Genomic DNA, 15,539 nt, shown 5'->3' on the forward strand with positions numbered 1-15,539 from the left:
CGTCGCGGCGGCTTTCTACCTTTTCTTGTTTTTTCTACACCCTACCCACCAACTACCACCCTACTAATCTACTTTTACACAAAAGTTCTTCTCCAGAAACCGAAGTTTTTAATCAAACTTTTATAGTGGCCAATTTTGGCGCGATGGATGGAATAGGCCAAACCAAATGTTCCCAATTTTTCTGCGATAAGTGGAGCGATAGTCCTGATGTACGATCCGGAGCTCGTAATAATTTTAAATTTAGCAACCGTAAATTCTTGGGCTGATACGTCGCCGAAACTTTTCCATTTTTCCAAAATTTCTTCTTTTCGAAAGCCATTTCCTACCTTATCAGTTTCAGGTCCTGGATCGAGAAGGGAAATTTTCTTTTCAATATTTTCTATCAAAAGTTTCCCAGAAATTTTATAGATGCTGGACAGTTTTAAATTGTAAATTTCAATATCGGCTTTTGGGATTTCAATTTGGCCGAGATTATTTTCAATTGCATGATGAAACAGGGGTTTCCCCAGAACAGTTTTGGATGAAAAGGCTGGGTACGGGAAACGTTTTTTACCGAGAAATGTCTGGGCCACGCGTACCAAATCTTTCTCGTTAATGGCTTGATTCTTATTGTCGGCTTGCGCTAGACCTAAGACATCTCCCGTGTCAGTTTTAAAACCAAAGAGAATTTCAAATTCATACTCCTTGTCCAGATCATCGTACTTTTTTCGATTTTTACATTCATCTCCGATAAGAATGAGAAGTTTTCCACTGGCCATTGGATCGAGGCGTCCCGCATAGGTTAAGGGCAGTTCGGAAAGCTTTTCGTCCCCTGCTCGAAAAACTTCAAGTGCCGAAAAGGGCGTCTCCCCTACTTTTTTTTCAATGACGGTAAAACGATTCATGATGGACGTCCGAAACTCACATTAAATATTAAATTTTTCAGAAAAATGACCAACGAAAGGCAATTCTTTTTGTCTGCCGTTAAGCACGTTGACGATACCGATAATCGACAAAACAATTAAAGCGAAATGGGCAAGCTGAATGACTGGCCAAAAGAAGGAGCCGAGCATCTCGTCAGCAAGCCAGACAGCGGCCTCAAGAACAACCAAAACCAAACCTTGTTTGATGTGATATTTAACCGTTGGATCATCCTTGGTTGTAAGGTAGGAAATGATAATGAGCGGTCCGACGTAGGCGAGAACCGACATCAAGGTTTTTTTATCCCGCAAGCCGCGAGCGTTCTCGGGATTTTTTTCTGTTGTGCTATTTTGTGTGTCCATATGAGTATACGTTAATTAGTAAATGAAACTCCTCCCTTGATTGTAGCATTTTTAACCCGAAATTTTATCGGACGACATTGGTTTTAAATTGGCGGCAATGGCAATAGCGGTAGAAATAATTACCAAATTTTTAATAATGTACTGACCTTCCAAAGTCGGCACCATAAACCCAGACCATGTCACTTGTGGGAGCAAGAAAAGTGGCATAAACGTCGTAATCATATGAAAAAATAAGAGCGGAATGACAATTCGTTCAAATCCGCGGATGAGAAACAAAATACCGATCAAACACTCAAACGCTCCAAATAGAATTAAAAAAACATCAAACGTCATGATAGGCATCGTGCGTTCAAAAAGGCTTCGCACCAAACCACTTGCCGGACTGAGCCCGATAACTTTCAAAAAACCAAACCAAAAAAATATTACGAACAAACCAAACCGTGCAATCGGAATGAGTGCCATTCTGCAAAAAGAAATAAAACCTAAATCTAATGCTTCTAATTGTTTCCTCATCAACATAGTATAGCAAACAAAAGCAATCTGCCCACTCTCCTATCAATTTGGGAGTTCAACTCCCAAATTGATTATTGCAGTGTAAGCTTGACTCTCACGTTGCGTGATAGTTTAGACTTTGGTACTGTTGGTCGATCACAGAAAACACTACATGAAATATTCAATTCAACAACTAGCAACGCTTGCGGGAGTGAGCGTCAGAACCCTTCACTATTACGACGAGGTTGGCCTGCTTTCTCCTGTCCGAGAAAATAGAAATAATTATCGACAGTATGGCGAAACGGAACTCCTGCGTCTCCAGCAAATATTGTTATACCGAGAACTCGACTTTCCTCTGCTCGATATCAAAAAAATCTTGGACTCAAGTAACTTCAGCTTGCATAGTGCTCTGCGAGATCATCGGAAAATTATTGAGGAGAAAAAAATTCGTCTTTCTCGTCTTTTGAAAACTATCGACAAAACTATTAATAAAATTAACCACAAAAATAACATGACTGATAAAGAACTGTATGAAGCTTTCGGATCAGAAAATTATGCCGAGGAAGCCAAACAAAAATGGGGGCATACCGACGCCTACAAACAATCTGCGGCTCGGGTTAAAAAATTAACCAAGGAGGACATTGCGCAAATTAAGGCCGCAAGCGATGCGCTCATGAAAGAGCTTGTGAAAAATATGACAAGAAGCCCGAAAGATCCGGCGGTACAAAAATTAATTGCCAAACATTACGACAGTTTGCGCACGTTTTACGAACCAAATCTGCAAATCTATCGAGGACTTGCTGAAATGTACATCGCTGACAAACGTTTTACAGCCAATTTCGAAAAATACGCAGTTGGGTTGGCGCAGTTTATGCATGACGCGATGATTTTCTTTGTGGAAAATCAAAAAAATAGCTAGGCAACAAGTTGGGCACAATGAGAACAGCGCTTGGCGCTAATGGGAATTTCGCTCAGACATTCAGAGCATTTCTTCGTGATTGGATCAGCCGGCACCTCCTTGCGAGATCGGGCAACAAGGACATTCATCGGCTTCACAATAAAAAAGAAAATTGAAGCGGAAACCAGAACAAAAGAAATAACTGCGTTCAAAAAATGTCCGTACTTAAATTCGCTACCGTTTAATGTAAACACCAACCCGCTGAAGTCGGGCAACTTTGCAATAGCTGAAATTAATGGAGTGAGTAAATCTGAAACCAGAGCGGTCACCACGGTTCCAAACGCCGCGCCAATCACGACACCAACCGCGAGGTCAACAACATTTCCTCGGAGCAAAAATTTCTTGAATTCTTTTAACATTTTATTGTAACTGCGGATTCATCCTCGCCCGCTCTGGGGCAAGGATGAATCCGCAACGAATGGTTGCGTCGGCGGAGCCGACTCTTCTACAACAAAGTTTGCCCTGGTTCCTCGCCTATTACCCGCCGAGTCCGCGAGGACGCCGCTGCGGCGGGGATGGGACGAGGACAAACTTTATTGATTTTCAACAATCGGAACCACTTCCAAGGTCGTACCAGTAACTTTCAAATATTTACTGACGCCGACAGAAGGTCGCGCAGTCATTGGTTCTCCGGTTTTTCTTTCTGCGTAATTAACAATTACACCCCCGTCCCTAATTTCTGTTGTTTGTGGCGCAATCCGATCACCCAACAAAATAGCGTTGGTACCGTGATACCCCATGTTAGTTTCCAAAGCAACAACGACGTAATAAAAAGTACCACTTCCTCCACTATTTTGAGTCAGAATAAAAGCCACATCAGGCATTTTGTCTCCGTTTAAATCTCCCATCGCTTCATTTCCAAAATAGCTGGTGGTTACTTTTGAGGCTGATCCTGGCATAGCTGGCATTTCTGACATGCCTTTCATTAAGGTGACGGAATTATCTTCGATCATGTAGGTAGCATCTTTGTGTGACATCGGCATCATAGAGTCCATGTCGTGCATTCCATCCATATCATGCATATCGCCCATTTCGTTCATTGAACCCATGTGCATCGTAGCTGGAGGATAGTAGTAGTCATACACTAAATGTCCGCCTAAAACTGCTATCGCCGTCACCACCAAAATTAATATTATTTTTTTCATATGGGTATAATTTATCACAAACAACTTGTAGTGTCCTGTGGATTACACTGAGGTGGAAAAGTTTTTAACAGGAGTTACCTGCAACATAGCCTGTAGTCCAACACAGCTGTAAACTGTACCCTCCCGATGGCCGGTCAATATTTAAAACATCACCAATTAAGAAGAGCTTTGGAAAAATTCGTGATTGCATGGTTTTAAAATCAACCTCGTCGAGAATCACACCACCGGAAGAAACCACCGCCTTGTCTTTCCCCAGTAAACCAGAAACGTGAAGCGGGATAGCTTTGAGGATGGCGACCAAAGTTTTTCTCTCCTCAGTTCTGACACTATGACACGGCGTATCTCCGTTAATATTTGAAAGTTCCAGAATCGGATCAACAAGCGCCGGCGTAATCAGGGACGAAAGCACATTTTTAATTTTTTTATTACTTTGCTCAACTAAAATCCCCTGCAATTTTTCTCGCAAAGCGCCACTATCGGTTGTCGGAAATAAATCGAGCATAATCTTAACCTCATTTTTTTCCAAAGATTTCTCAGAAACTTCTTCATACTCCGAACCTTCTTCGTCCAACAACTCTCCAACTTCTCGACTCATGTTAAGAACCGTTGGACCGCTAATGCCGACGTGAGTAAAAAGTAATTTGCCCTTGTGAGCTTTTTGTTTTACACCGTTTTTAAACGTGGTCAATTTAATATCTTTCAAAGATACTCCCGCCAATTTTTTCGGCCAAGAATCTTTAAGCGCAATCGGCACAAGCGCTACATCATTTTCAATAACTTTGTGACCCAACTTTTTCAGCCAGCGAAAACCTTCACCCGTTGAGCCGGTTTCTGGTCTCGAGACACCACCTGTCGCAAGAGTACAGGCGAGGGTAACAACTTCAGACTTATCAGAAAGTTTTATGACAAACTGTTTTTGAACTTCATCAAAAGTAATACTCGAGACTTCTGCCTTGGTGCGAACGGTGACGCCTCCTTTTTTCATGTACGAGACAAGCACGTCCCAAACTGACTGAGCACGATTCGAAACTGGAAACATTCTTCCGTCGGCTTCTTCCTTAGTTTCCATACCGCGATTATTAAAAAATTTTAGAGTTTCTGAAACGCCAAATTGTGTAAAAGCAGAAAAAAGAAACTGTTCGCTTTTTTTATATTTCGCGAGCATTTCGCGAACTTCAATTTTGTTGTTAGTAACATTGCACCTCCCTCCTCCCGTAATTAAAAGTTTTTTACCTAGCGTGGAATTTTTTTCGAGCAGTAACACAGCGCGACCGCGTTCCGCCGCTTTCCCCGCGCACATCATCCCCGCCGGCCCACCGCCAATAACCACGACGTCCCAGATTTTTTGTAATTTTTTTTGCTCCATAAAAAATCAGCATACCGTAGTATGCTGATTGTGTCTAACCTTTATTTGAAATCAGGCTCGAAACTCCAAACTGATGAGTTTCTGGTAGTGCGCACACGAGCCCGAAAGCTTTTCATGTGTGCCGACTCCCACAATCTGTCCGCGCTTCATCACCACTAAGGTGTCTAAGTTGCGAACAGTTGAGAGTCTGTGTGCTATGACAACGCCCATTCTGCCCGCAAGAGCAGTCTGCATCGCGTGTTGGACTAGGGCTTCACTCGCGTTATCGAGATTACTCGTCGCTTCATCGAAAATGAGAAGCGCGGGATCTTTAGCGAGCGCGCGGGCAATGCCGATAAGTTGCGCTTGTCCGCCGGAGAGATGTCTGCCAAGTTCTCCGACTGTACTATCGAATCGTTTTTTTCCGAGTCGGTCGTAGAAACGATCGATCCCCACCATTTTTGCCAACCTCTCGAGCTCGCTATCTGAAAGCTCGCGATCGCACCCGAAACTAATGTTGCGCCGGATGGTGGTGTCCCACAGTCGAACTTGCTGGGGCACGTATCCAATTCTTCTGCGATACCGTAGCAGATCGTACTCGCGTAAATTGATACCGTCCATAAGAATTTCTCCTTCATCCGGATCGAACCAACGCAGAAGCGCTTTGATAAGAGTGCTCTTTCCTCCGCCAGAGCGTCCAACCACTCCGATAGTTTGCCCTGCTTTGATACACAGCGAGATGCCACGGAGCGCTAGTATTTCTCCGCTGCCGTCTGAAGCTGGGTGAGCATAAGAAACATTTTTAAATTCAATGTCTCCTTGAAATCGGACTGACGTGACTCCATGTTTCGGAGGTACGACGTCCGGAGGTTGGTCGAGCATTTCAAAGTATCGAACGACCAACGAATAATTGCGCATACACCTTCTCTGAATTGGCGCCAAACTTCCAACGCTCGTAAAAAGTGCCAACGACCAACTAGAAGTGATGACCAGTTGCCCAACACTATACTGACCAGCTCGGATAAGATAGATAGTCTGAAGAACTATCAGAAAAAATCCAAGCTTCGCGATCGGGTCTCGCAACCATGACACCGATTTGTAGTACGAAAGCCACAGAGCTTCCTCAAGTCTTTGGTAATCACCGTAGCGTTTAAGAAACTCCGCCACCGTGCGCTCTTCTTCAGCCTGCATGATCACAAGATCAAGATTGGCAAGCAATTCCGCGTGCTCCGCATCAACAACCTTGTCGAGCGCGCGACACTTTTTAAGTTTCGGAAGCATGCTCAAATCTAAAACCAAACTCGCTCCCGCGTACACCAAAACAAAACACATGCTAAGCAATCCAACTTGTGGACATACCACGAGAAACGCGATGATCGTGAACACAATCTTCACAACCGATGGTACAAGATCCTTAGTGAAAGTTCCCACCATTTCATGAATCGCACTCTCGCCTTTGCCGATTGTTGTCTGCCGTAAACCTGAATTCTCACTTCCGATCTGCCCGAGCGAAAACCCGAGCATTCGAGTGATTGTGCTGACCGCAAGATGTATTTTGGTTTTAACATCAATATATTTGTTGCGGTTGATCGCCAAAAGAAGTTCGAGCGGCACCTCAAGAGTGTAGACGCCAGCGGCGATGCATGTCAGAAACGCCAAATGATCAATCGACGCGCCTTGATGCAACCCGTCGATAATCATCTTCAGAAGATACGGAACAGTGAGCAACACCCCTTGTACGGCAAGTGAGAGCAAAACCGTAATGACAAACGCAAACATAAACTTCCGATACAGCACGTAAATGCGAGAAGCTGTTTTCTTAAGCGTCGGCCATTCAGCCTTAATTTTATCAAACCCGCCCGTCGTCTGAAATTTTCTCTCCGTCATAAATACCTTTCTTCCCTATTGAGCTGTCAATGAGCTACCGTCTTCCCCCTATATTTATTTTGCAATCCGCCCTCCGGATACAAAACAGCGCCTCTCTGGGTAAGAAGCGCTGGTTCGTGACCATTGTGCCAAGTTGTTTAACGAGAGTGTAAGGAAAAACAGGCACGGACAAGCGCTCCACTTTTTTTATTGGTTGTAGTAAATTCCTTGCGGATTGTGTTCGTGGCTGATTTCATGTTGCTAAAAGGGTAACTTGGATTTACAAAAAAGTCAAGACGGACAATCTGTACGATATATCGTACAGATTTCGATACCTGCCCGACTACATTCAGGCGGGCGTTCGGGCGAGTGTTTCGTATTTCCTATTTCTCTAAATCGAGCACCTCATCAATCCGAATTTTTTCTACAAAATCCGGCACGTGAGAAACTAAAATCATGGCGCCTTCGTATTTATTCAACGCTTCGGCAATAATTGGAATGTGGCGGAAGTTAATATGGTTGGTCGGCTCGTCGAGAATTAAAAGTCCGGGTTTTTGTAAAACAAGTTGGGCAAATGCCACCAAACCTTTTTGCCCCTCGGAAAGACTGCCGATTTTAGTGCGAATCATTTCCGCAGAAATTAAAAATCCTGCGGCCGTAGCGCGCATATTTTCTTCGATGTGTTTGTCCATGACGGAAAGCAAGGCGTCGTAGACTGTGTCCTCAAAATTAAGTGTAGAAAAATCTTGTCGGTAATAACCAATTTTTACTCCGTCAGCAATCGTGACGCCTTTGGGAGAACTCATGGCGATCGATTCGAGTAACGTACTCTTGCCGATGCCGTTTGGCCCCTTGAGAAGCAAGTGCTGATTGCGTCGCAAAGAAATTTCCGCTTTTCGCGAAACAAATTTATGCGTCTTCAAACTCATCGTGGAAAAAGATGAAATGTGAATAATTTCTCCGATCAATTCTGGTTGAGATGGAATAACAAACGACCTGATAGTTTTATCCTCGCGGCGAATATCCACTTTTTCTTCTTCGAGTTCCTCTGCCTTTTCACGCATGCGTTTGGCGACAAGACGCATCTGACCGCCTTTTTGAGCAAAAAAGTTGGCCTTGTCTTTGTTCTCCTGAATTTCTTTAGCGAGCTGGGCGTTTTTTCGATTTTCTTTTTCAACGCGAGCAATAATCTGCGCTGACACATCAAAGTAGTTACCTACGTACTGTTCCACTTTTCTGGTAAAAATATCCAAATACAAAACGCCGGTGGAAAATGCGTTGAGAAATTCGGCATCGTGAGAAATAACGATCACGGTTTTTTTATAATTTTTCAAAAACTCTGTTAAGTGCGCAATACCGGCCTTGTCGAGATTATTCGTCGGCTCATCAAGAAGCAAGAGATCTGGATTTTGAATTAAAGCTGACGCGAGAAGCAGTCGCGCTTGTTGACCTCCGGAAAAAGTTTTAACAATTCTGCTGTGAATTTTTTCGTGTCCTTTTAGGTTTACAACTTCAAGCACATCATCAATCCGCGGATCAATGTCATACATTTTCTTTGAAAAACATTTCTCGAAAAACTCTCGAACGGTGAGGCCAAGCTGATCTCTTGGAATTACCTGTCGCGCCGTGGCAATGCTCACACCTTGTCCAATGATTACCCTTCCCGATTCTGGTTTTAGGTTTCCCATGATCAGCGCAAAAATGGTGCTTTTCCCAGCGCCGTTTTGTCCCATGATGGTGGTTTTTGAACCGCGACGAATTGAACAATCAACCGCATCTAAAATCGGCTTGTTGTGGCCATATTCAAAACTCACCTCTTCAAATCGAAAAATTACTTCATCGTTTGCCATAAACGAGAAGCTTAGCATAAATTTGTCCTTCCTGATATAACAAATTATTTAATAGTACTAAAAAGAAAACACCCCACAGTCGAAGCCGTGGGGTGAATGTGAAAGTTTTGAGCAAGTGCTCGCGTGTACTTCTACCGCATATCAACTGAACCTATTCGGGTCTCTCTCCCATAATAGATTTCAGTTTGTTTAAATTGTATGATGACCGGTCGAGATATTTCTCGATGATAGCCCAAATCACTCGGGCAGGAATTGCCGCCAGAAGTTCCTCCCAAAGACTGCTCATGTACTCCCCGTTTATATCCTCCTCGGCCTCTCGGAAGTGCTGACGGTGCTCGGAGGTAACAGCATCTTTCATTGCCGTAACCGCCGATATCGTCGACAATACCGGAATTGGTATACAAACCGAGTCGGCCACCCATGAATCTTTCTCAACTGCAGTCAGGGTGAGCAAATCATAGTGAGTTTCGAGAACATTACTGCCCTCAAAATCCCGCGTCTCGAGGCTAACTCGGATTTGGGTGACATCGCCTTTTTCGATAAGCGACTGACGCGGACATTTGTCGCGCATCCCAAATGCCTCGTCGAGGAGCACCGCGAACAAGATAATAGATTTTTCTTTGGGTCATCTTGTTGTATCCTAAATATTTAGGACGACTTCAATTCCCTCCTAATCTCATCCATCCGATCTTTATCTCTCTGCTCTCTTGCGTGTATCAACTCTAGCCTCTCTCGATTCTTAAGAATATCATCTCTATCAAAACTAGATGCTCTGTTACCATACTTGTCTGGTGCTTCCAGAACATCAATCTCCTTTTCCAGCGACTCTTTTGCACCCCACGTGAGACTAGGTTTTGTAAAATGTAAAGGTTGTATGCTCGAAAGATTTCCCGCCTCATTCTTTATAAAAACACTGGCATAACCAACCCATTCATGGCCAGTCTCGGCTGCAACGTTAGCGTGAGCATTCTCATGAGCAAGCAAATCAGTTATCCACTCTTGAGGCTTCCCGTAGGTAGTGGCGATCTGCGTTAACATCTCTCTAAATTCAATTATGTTATCCGCTAATGCGCTGGATTTCAGAATCTCGCCTAAAATCAAATCCTCTTGAGCAATTTGCTCTATGCTTCTACGATCAGTCCTCACAAATTCATCTTTGAATTTGCCGAGCTGATCTTCCAATATAGCCAACCTCGACTCAAAAATCGGATTTTTCTTGGCGGCTTCGATTCTTTCAGCCATGATACTTTTTATTCCTTCCGTTCCAGAGCCTATGTTGGTTTCTAATTTTGAGCCACCTTCCATGCCATAATACTATCACAATTATATTTCTGAACTTTTGTGCAACTGCTCTCTTATGGCTTGTTGACAAAGACTCAAACTCTGTTAAAGTTTCCTTATGAGTATTTTAGTTACAGTTTCAAACAACTATTACAACCGCCACGCGGGGCGGCTTTCTGTTTGCTAATTAATTCTAGATGCAATCAAAAAAACCGTTCCGATGAACATCGGAGCGGTTTTTCTTTTTCTAAATGTATGACAACTAAAAAATTTCAAAAATTCAATACCTATTATTACGCAACCCAACATAATTTGAGGTTGTTGAGTGTGCTTTACCTATAGCAAGAACATATCCACCAGCCTCAAAGTATTCGAGGCTTTTGTTTGGTGAATCTATCCATCCTTCTGCCTCGAATGTTTCGAGACGTGGATTAGTTCTTAACAACAAAAAAGAGAGGGAAAAGTGAAAATACACATAATCGGTTTGGGTAACCTGGGATTGTTTCTGGCGCGGCATTTCATCGAGTCAGGTTTGCAAGTTTCAGGCTGGGACATTGATCCGAGCAAACGAACCTCACTGGAAAGTTTGGGTGGTTCTTGGATGCCACAGGCTAAAGATACCGAAATTGTTGTGCTCGCCTTGTTTCCTGAACAAGTGACGAGAAGGCAAGGGCTTGATTCCGCATTGCTTGTAAATGTCAGCAGTGTTCAACAGCCAGGAATTGCTGCCCTTATCGAAGCTGGAGTTGATACCCGAAATATCTTGAGCTTCCATCCCCTGTTTGGGCCGGTGGCAGTCACCAAATCAGGCTGGGCGGGAAAACAAATTATTGTAACGATGACGCCGAATGAAGATGCGCGAGCCGCGACGCTACTTGAAACATTTACGCGCCGAGGCGTAACCATCGATCGCATGAGTCCAGCAGAACATGATCGTAAAATGTTGCCACATGCGTTGGCGTTTTTGATTGGTGAACTGGTGAAGGTTGGAGCAGAAAATGTTGATCCGCGATTTCTCACGGGCTCGGGCAGACAAATGCTTGGCCTCTTAGATTTCACTGATGTCGCATCGCCGAAGCTTCGCCACTTGATCCTTTCAAATCCAGAATTGAAAGCGGTAGTTCCAAAATTGCGGAAAGTTTTGGAAGATCGGTCAGCGGTGCACCGGTGGTAGTATGTTCCACCATCTAAATAATATTAGAGAATACTAATGCTCTCAAAAGCTAATACATTTCAATGTATTAGCTTTTTTAACTTAGAAATAAATACTTCAAAATAAATACTTCAAAATAAAAACCTTGCTTTATTCACTCAACATAACCTATGCGACCGCGCCATAAGTTTGTGAGATGTCCGGTTCATAATTTGTGATTTTTATCTATAGTTATGAAATAAAAAGTTTAAACTCACTCCTTTATTTTCTCTTTTTCTGCAAACCATCTTTTATGTCAACATACAGTATCTCTTGTGGCCAAATAAGGTTCAGGTCGGGATCATAGATAGGCAACATCATCTCTGGTTTATTTTTAAATGTTTCCTTCATTGTTTCTACGACGGGTTTTAATCTTTCTTTTCTAATGGACAAATCTGTTTCGGGTATTTCATACTCTCCGGCATTATCTTTTTTATATACACCCGTACAAACTCCAATAAATTCTCTCGGAGCAACTCTTGAAAATAAACGACCATCATCTGGATATTTATAACTTTTAATTTTCGGCTCCTTTTCACTATAATCACCTATTTTTTTAAACGAAGATAGGTCAAAAAGTATTGAAATGGACAAACCATGGTCATCAGGTCTTGCAGCATAACCACGAGCACCCCACTTGATATCTTTTGCCGCTTTTCTAAACCAAACGGCACTATCACTTAAAGATCGCTCTCGAACATTGTTAGCCCATCTTTCTTTTGTGTAGTAATCTTGATTTTCCATACCAGGAAAACCCGTTTCGTGTTCACTTGAAAACCCCAGTAAACCGTTTTGTAAAGATTTTTCGAAAATTTGCAATCTATTAAGGTTGCTGCGCATAGTCCCAAGACCACTATAAGCAGCATTTTTATCATTATTCATATCCACAACTTTAGCGAGCACCGCTTCCATTACGTTTTGAGGAATAGACTCTCCCAGTGAATCTTGGACCATTTTTTGAATTTCAATTTGTTCGATCATATTACTCAGAAATGAAATCAGCCAATTTTTTACGATTTATTATCCTCTAATATCGTGAATAAATTTAAAGTAACCATAAAGGCCTAATGCAATAAAAGGAGTTTCTGATAATTCGCGTTCATTGAATAAAATATTATCCTACTGAGCGAGAGCTTTCTTGTGATGAATCATTATTTTATTTTTGTCCGGATCAACAATAACTGCCATATCGCAGGTTGGGTAATGTTGAGGTTCCATAAAGAAAGTGACTTTGTCATTTTTGAGTTTCGCCACAAATCCGTCAAAATCATCCACTTCAAGCGCGACCACCACGCCAGTTTCTGATGGCTTCCAATCAGGCGAACAGCCGATAGAAAGTGTACTTTTTCCAACTTCATACTCAATCCAATTTTCACTCTTGCTACCGTCATATTCTGAATTAGTTTTCAAGCCCAAAATTCCTTCATAAAAAGCGCGTGAGGCTTTGATGTCTGTCACCGCATAAATCGAAAAAGCGACTTCTGTTATTTTCATGTGTTTAAATAGTATGGGTAAAGTTACCTAAGAGGATTTTCGCCGCGAATAAGTCTAATCAAAATCATAATAACCGCGATCACAAGCAACAGGTGAATAAATCCACCAATAACGTGGAAACCAATAAATCCCACTGCCCACAGAATAATCAAAACTATAGCAATTGTTGTAAGCATGTTTTTTAAATTAGCTTCTAATAATTTTAGTATAACACAAAATGTCCATGGGATTTCAACCGTAAAAGAAAATACCCCGATTCGCTAAGCGAATCGGGGTATTTTCTTTTAGAGTTTCTAATTAAGAGAGATGTGCTGAGACAAGCTTGGTCATTTCAAACATGTTGACGACGGCCTTTCCTCCGAAAACTTTCTTGAGTTTCTCGTCGGCGACAATATTTCGCTTGTTTTTAGGATCCTGGAGATTAGCTTTCTTGATGTATACCCAAAGACCTTTGACGACTTCTGATCGAGGCATTGGACCTTTTCCAACTACCGCTTCTAGATCTGCAGTCAACTTCATGGGCTTCATAAATGCAGAGTTTGCTTTTGCTGCCTTTGGTGCTGCTGCTCCCGCCACTTTCATTTCTTTTGCCATAGTATTTTTCAGAACTTATCAATTCGGCGCCCTTCTTCGTTGCTTCACGATTTTGCTCCCGCAACGTATATGAATACGTTTTAGTCGTAAAATCGCTTGCGCCTCGAATTGCATCCGACTAGATAATTTCTTTCGTTAATTATTAATGATGGGAATATCATACCACCCCCCTAATTTTTTGGGAAATGCCCAAAACCACCTGAGAAAAACTACGCAACTACTGCGACGTAAGGATCATTTTGCCTTTTGGAGCAGTCCAATCCGTAAAGCGCCACCACGTCGGTGTAAATTTGAAAAACACGCATTTGGGATCATTGGCTTTTTCTTTCTTTTTAGGAAATTTTTCAAAATAGACTGAATCGTACAGTGACTTTTCCTCTAGTTTTATAAGTTCAGCAATTCCATCAAACTGCAACGTTTTCATGGCTGCTTCATCTGATCCAACAACCAAAGAAGCTCGCGTCGTGGCTTTCCCAAAAAGCGGCTCGGATTTTCGATAGTCGCGATTGGTTTCGAAGAAAAAAACCAATGGATTTTCTGCGTGAGCAAAATGTACCGTAGAGGCATGGGGCGAACCGTCGAGCATCTCAAGCGCCAACACGGCAACGTTTTGAGTTTTTAAATACTTTAGTATTTCCTCGGGCATATTAGAAGTTAAATAAATTACTTTTCTTCGACGGCAAGGCCACTGCGTCCAAAATTTGCTCCAAGTCAGCTTGAACTTTTTGCAAATTGGCTGCTGTAAATTCTTTAATCGTGCCTGCTGGGAAATTCAAAAATTGCGTCTGACCAACTCTCGTTTCAAATTCATAACAGTGAGCCGGCGTTCCGACAACGTAGAGTCGGTACAAAGATCCTGATGCGTAGTGCCCTGCTCCAGCATCTCCAACATTTTTAAATACTGACGAAGAATATTCGGCGTCGGAATGGAAAAGGTCGGCAGTCTTTTTTTGATCAAAACCTTCAGGAGCAGTTTCCAGACATTTTGGTTCACCCAACAGATCAGTTCGGTTTTTAATTTTCAGCCCAGCGCTTTCAAAATTTGTTCCAGTATATTCCTCACCCTTGTAATACAAACAATAATTAAAATCTTGATCGCATGGTGGAATGTACGCCTTCACCAAAACCTGATCGGGGTTGGTGGCCAAACCAAATTTTTCTGAATCGAAACTAGCCGTAATCACTCCATCTGAAATGATTTGTTGAGAAGTAGGAGTTGGAGTTACGGTCTCGGGTGGAAATTCACTTTTTGGCATCCACAATAAAAGTCCAACAACGACGACAAGAAGAATTGCGAAAATAATTTTATATTGATTCTTCATCTATAGATCATAACACTTGTCGTAATAAAAGCATCCGTCCATCGTCTCAATCTGTGTGCGAGGGAGGTTCGAAAATTTCTCTCTTAGTTTTATTAGGTTAATTTAAAAATTATGCCTTATTTACGTAATAACGATGCAGACGAAGATGATTCAGAAAAAAAGGAAGGTAGTATTGGGAACGAGAACCCAGAAGGTGGTGCTGCCAGTGATGACAGTGGTTATTAATTAAATAAAAATAAAACTATGCCCTATTCACATTCAAAAGAAAAACACGCTGACCACGCAGATAAACGCGCGGATCAAGCGGAAGAGAAGGCCGCGGCCGCCCATCACGAAGCGGCCAAAGAACAGGAGAAAATAGCACGAGAGCAATCAAATAAAAGTCACTCTCGTTAAAGTAAAGTTAAGGCTGAGAATTAATCAGTTGTAGTTTTTCCTTTCTACGTTCGACCTGCTGGTCTCAGTACCTAGGGCTGGCGATAGTTTTTGTACGCTCTGTTATTAAAGTGAGCTTTTTTTGACGATTCCATCCTTTAAGCTCGGCCTCTCTCTTACGCGCTTCACCTAATCTCAAAAATTTTTCCGAATATTTCAAAACCACAGGGCGGCGGATTTTGGTGTAGTGAGCGCCGGATTTCAAATGATTGTGCGCGTGCAATCTGCGTTCTAAATTGTTGGTACTTCCAACATATAGTGTTTTGTCGGAGCACTCGAGAATGTAGGTAAAGTACACCATGC

20 protein-coding genes are annotated in these 15,539 nt (G+C 42.4%); 3 read left to right on the forward strand and 17 right to left on the reverse strand.

Annotation, left to right across the window (positions count from 1 at the left end; genetic code table 11):
* Nucleotides 1-74 precede the first annotated feature (74 nt).
* Genes V4467_05025 through V4467_05035 form a run of 3 tightly spaced genes read right to left on the reverse strand, consistent with a single transcriptional unit; the run spans nucleotide 75 to nucleotide 1,775 of the window.
* Nucleotides 75-884: a hypothetical protein gene (locus V4467_05025; GenBank protein MES2088319.1), complete on the reverse strand. Its 810-nt coding sequence runs from the start codon at nucleotides 882-884 to the stop codon at nucleotides 75-77.
* A gap of 21 nt (nucleotides 885-905) precedes the next feature.
* The gene (locus V4467_05030; GenBank protein MES2088320.1) at nucleotides 906-1,262 is read right to left on the reverse strand and encodes a hypothetical protein; all 357 of its coding nucleotides are present in this window, start codon (nucleotides 1,260-1,262) and stop codon (nucleotides 906-908) included.
* A 51-nt stretch (nucleotides 1,263-1,313) separates the two neighbouring features.
* The gene (locus tag V4467_05035) at nucleotides 1,314-1,775 is read right to left on the reverse strand and encodes a hypothetical protein (GenBank protein MES2088321.1); all 462 of its coding nucleotides are present in this window, start codon (nucleotides 1,773-1,775) and stop codon (nucleotides 1,314-1,316) included.
* A 151-nt stretch (nucleotides 1,776-1,926) separates the two neighbouring features.
* Between V4467_05035 and V4467_05040 the strand changes: the two genes are divergently transcribed.
* On the forward strand, nucleotides 1,927-2,673 hold the full coding sequence (locus V4467_05040; protein MES2088322.1) for a MerR family transcriptional regulator: 747 nt from the start codon (nucleotides 1,927-1,929) through the stop codon (nucleotides 2,671-2,673).
* Here V4467_05040 and mscL read toward each other — a convergent pair.
* The 7 genes from mscL to V4467_05075 all read right to left on the reverse strand — a co-directional run bounded on the left by mscL (nucleotide 2,670) and on the right by V4467_05075 (nucleotide 10,223).
* The gene (gene mscL, locus V4467_05045; protein ID MES2088323.1) at nucleotides 2,670-3,071 is read right to left on the reverse strand and encodes a large conductance mechanosensitive channel protein MscL; all 402 of its coding nucleotides are present in this window, start codon (nucleotides 3,069-3,071) and stop codon (nucleotides 2,670-2,672) included. The two genes, V4467_05040 and mscL, sit on opposite strands and share 4 nt — an antisense overlap.
* 174 nt (nucleotides 3,072-3,245) lie before the next feature.
* Nucleotides 3,246-3,857 carry a hypothetical protein gene (locus V4467_05050; protein ID MES2088324.1) on the reverse strand — a complete coding sequence of 204 codons (612 nt, stop codon included), beginning with the start codon at nucleotides 3,855-3,857 and terminating at the stop codon, nucleotides 3,246-3,248.
* Between the two features lie 64 nt (nucleotides 3,858-3,921).
* The gene (locus V4467_05055) at nucleotides 3,922-5,223 is read right to left on the reverse strand and encodes an aminoacetone oxidase family FAD-binding enzyme (protein MES2088325.1); all 1,302 of its coding nucleotides are present in this window, start codon (nucleotides 5,221-5,223) and stop codon (nucleotides 3,922-3,924) included.
* 51 nt (nucleotides 5,224-5,274) lie between these two features.
* Entirely contained in the window at nucleotides 5,275-7,089 is a 1,815-nt protein-coding gene (locus V4467_05060) for an ABC transporter ATP-binding protein (protein ID MES2088326.1), read from the reverse strand.
* Nucleotides 7,090-7,451: 362 nt separating this feature from the next.
* Nucleotides 7,452-8,918 carry an ATP-binding cassette domain-containing protein gene (locus V4467_05065; GenBank protein ID MES2088327.1) on the reverse strand — a complete coding sequence of 489 codons (1,467 nt, stop codon included), beginning with the start codon at nucleotides 8,916-8,918 and terminating at the stop codon, nucleotides 7,452-7,454.
* Between the two features lie 151 nt (nucleotides 8,919-9,069).
* Complete coding sequence (locus V4467_05070; protein MES2088328.1) at nucleotides 9,070-9,489, reverse strand: hypothetical protein; 420 nt, start codon at nucleotides 9,487-9,489, stop codon at nucleotides 9,070-9,072.
* Nucleotides 9,490-9,566: 77 nt separating this feature from the next.
* Nucleotides 9,567-10,223 (reverse strand): hypothetical protein, encoded by a 657-nt coding sequence (locus V4467_05075; protein ID MES2088329.1) that lies wholly within the window; start codon nucleotides 10,221-10,223, stop codon nucleotides 9,567-9,569.
* Between the two features lie 439 nt (nucleotides 10,224-10,662).
* Here V4467_05075 and V4467_05080 point away from each other — a divergent pair, with 439 nt between their 5' ends.
* A complete protein-coding gene (locus V4467_05080; GenBank protein ID MES2088330.1) occupies nucleotides 10,663-11,373 on the forward strand; it encodes an NAD(P)-binding domain-containing protein in 711 nt (236 codons plus the stop codon).
* 240 nt (nucleotides 11,374-11,613) lie between these two features.
* On the opposite strand, the gene V4467_05085 is transcribed toward V4467_05080, so the two are convergent.
* The 6 genes from V4467_05085 to V4467_05110 form a co-directional block, all read right to left on the reverse strand.
* Complete coding sequence (locus V4467_05085; GenBank protein ID MES2088331.1) at nucleotides 11,614-12,372, reverse strand: hypothetical protein; 759 nt, start codon at nucleotides 12,370-12,372, stop codon at nucleotides 11,614-11,616.
* Nucleotides 12,373-12,510: 138 nt separating this feature from the next.
* Nucleotides 12,511-12,885, reverse strand: a complete 375-nt coding sequence (locus V4467_05090) for a VOC family protein (GenBank protein ID MES2088332.1) — start codon at nucleotides 12,883-12,885, stop codon at nucleotides 12,511-12,513.
* Nucleotides 12,886-12,908: 23 nt separating this feature from the next.
* Complete coding sequence (locus V4467_05095) at nucleotides 12,909-13,061, reverse strand: lmo0937 family membrane protein (protein ID MES2088333.1); 153 nt, start codon at nucleotides 13,059-13,061, stop codon at nucleotides 12,909-12,911.
* A 121-nt stretch (nucleotides 13,062-13,182) separates the two neighbouring features.
* Nucleotides 13,183-13,479, reverse strand: a complete 297-nt coding sequence (locus V4467_05100) for an SWIB/MDM2 domain-containing protein (GenBank protein ID MES2088334.1) — start codon at nucleotides 13,477-13,479, stop codon at nucleotides 13,183-13,185.
* 217 nt (nucleotides 13,480-13,696) lie between these two features.
* A complete protein-coding gene (locus V4467_05105) occupies nucleotides 13,697-14,125 on the reverse strand; it encodes a pyridoxamine 5'-phosphate oxidase family protein (protein ID MES2088335.1) in 429 nt (142 codons plus the stop codon).
* A 1-nt stretch (nucleotide 14,126) separates the two neighbouring features.
* Nucleotides 14,127-14,801, reverse strand: coding sequence for a hypothetical protein (locus V4467_05110; protein ID MES2088336.1), 675 nt, complete (start codon nucleotides 14,799-14,801; stop codon nucleotides 14,127-14,129).
* Nucleotides 14,802-15,044: 243 nt separating this feature from the next.
* Here V4467_05110 and V4467_05115 point away from each other — a divergent pair, with 243 nt between their 5' ends.
* Nucleotides 15,045-15,197: a hypothetical protein gene (locus V4467_05115; protein ID MES2088337.1), complete on the forward strand. Its 153-nt coding sequence runs from the start codon at nucleotides 15,045-15,047 to the stop codon at nucleotides 15,195-15,197.
* A 64-nt stretch (nucleotides 15,198-15,261) separates the two neighbouring features.
* Here V4467_05115 and V4467_05120 read toward each other — a convergent pair whose 3' ends face one another.
* On the reverse strand, nucleotides 15,262-15,537 hold the full coding sequence (locus V4467_05120; protein MES2088338.1) for a GIY-YIG nuclease family protein: 276 nt from the start codon (nucleotides 15,535-15,537) through the stop codon (nucleotides 15,262-15,264).
* Nucleotides 15,538-15,539: the final 2 nt, after the last annotated feature.

This window comes from Patescibacteria group bacterium (genome assembly GCA_040390045.1).
Classification (GTDB): Bacteria; Patescibacteriota; Minisyncoccia; order Phycocordibacterales; family SIBU01; genus SIBU01.

Bases quoted from the DNA above. Each gene is read 5' to 3' on its own strand.
- V4467_05025 (MES2088319.1), bottom strand. From the start codon at position 884: ATGAATCGTTTTACCGTCATTGAAAAAAAAGTAGGGGAGACGCCCTTT.
- V4467_05030 (MES2088320.1), bottom strand. From the start codon at position 1,262: ATGGACACACAAAATAGCACAACAGAAAAAAATCCCGAGAACGCTCGC.
- V4467_05035 (MES2088321.1), bottom strand. From the start codon at position 1,775: ATGAGGAAACAATTAGAAGCATTAGATTTAGGTTTTATTTCTTTTTGC.
- V4467_05040 (MES2088322.1), top strand. From the start codon at position 1,927: ATGAAATATTCAATTCAACAACTAGCAACGCTTGCGGGAGTGAGCGTC.
- mscL (MES2088323.1), bottom strand. From the start codon at position 3,071: ATGTTAAAAGAATTCAAGAAATTTTTGCTCCGAGGAAATGTTGTTGAC.
- V4467_05050 (MES2088324.1), bottom strand. From the start codon at position 3,857: ATGAAAAAAATAATATTAATTTTGGTGGTGACGGCGATAGCAGTTTTA.
- V4467_05055 (MES2088325.1), bottom strand. From the start codon at position 5,223: ATGGAGCAAAAAAAATTACAAAAAATCTGGGACGTCGTGGTTATTGGC.
- V4467_05060 (MES2088326.1), bottom strand. From the start codon at position 7,089: ATGACGGAGAGAAAATTTCAGACGACGGGCGGGTTTGATAAAATTAAG.
- V4467_05065 (MES2088327.1), bottom strand. From the start codon at position 8,918: ATGGCAAACGATGAAGTAATTTTTCGATTTGAAGAGGTGAGTTTTGAA.
- V4467_05070 (MES2088328.1), bottom strand. From the start codon at position 9,489: ATGCGCGACAAATGTCCGCGTCAGTCGCTTATCGAAAAAGGCGATGTC.
- V4467_05075 (MES2088329.1), bottom strand. From the start codon at position 10,223: ATGGAAGGTGGCTCAAAATTAGAAACCAACATAGGCTCTGGAACGGAA.
- V4467_05085 (MES2088331.1), bottom strand. From the start codon at position 12,372: ATGATCGAACAAATTGAAATTCAAAAAATGGTCCAAGATTCACTGGGA.
- V4467_05090 (MES2088332.1), bottom strand. From the start codon at position 12,885: ATGAAAATAACAGAAGTCGCTTTTTCGATTTATGCGGTGACAGACATC.
- V4467_05095 (MES2088333.1), bottom strand. From the start codon at position 13,061: ATGCTTACAACAATTGCTATAGTTTTGATTATTCTGTGGGCAGTGGGA.
- V4467_05100 (MES2088334.1), bottom strand. From the start codon at position 13,479: ATGGCAAAAGAAATGAAAGTGGCGGGAGCAGCAGCACCAAAGGCAGCA.
- V4467_05105 (MES2088335.1), bottom strand. From the start codon at position 14,125: ATGCCCGAGGAAATACTAAAGTATTTAAAAACTCAAAACGTTGCCGTG.
- V4467_05110 (MES2088336.1), bottom strand. From the start codon at position 14,801: ATGAAGAATCAATATAAAATTATTTTCGCAATTCTTCTTGTCGTCGTT.
- V4467_05115 (MES2088337.1), top strand. From the start codon at position 15,045: ATGCCCTATTCACATTCAAAAGAAAAACACGCTGACCACGCAGATAAA.
- V4467_05120 (MES2088338.1), bottom strand. From the start codon at position 15,537: ATGGTGTACTTTACCTACATTCTCGAGTGCTCCGACAAAACACTATAT.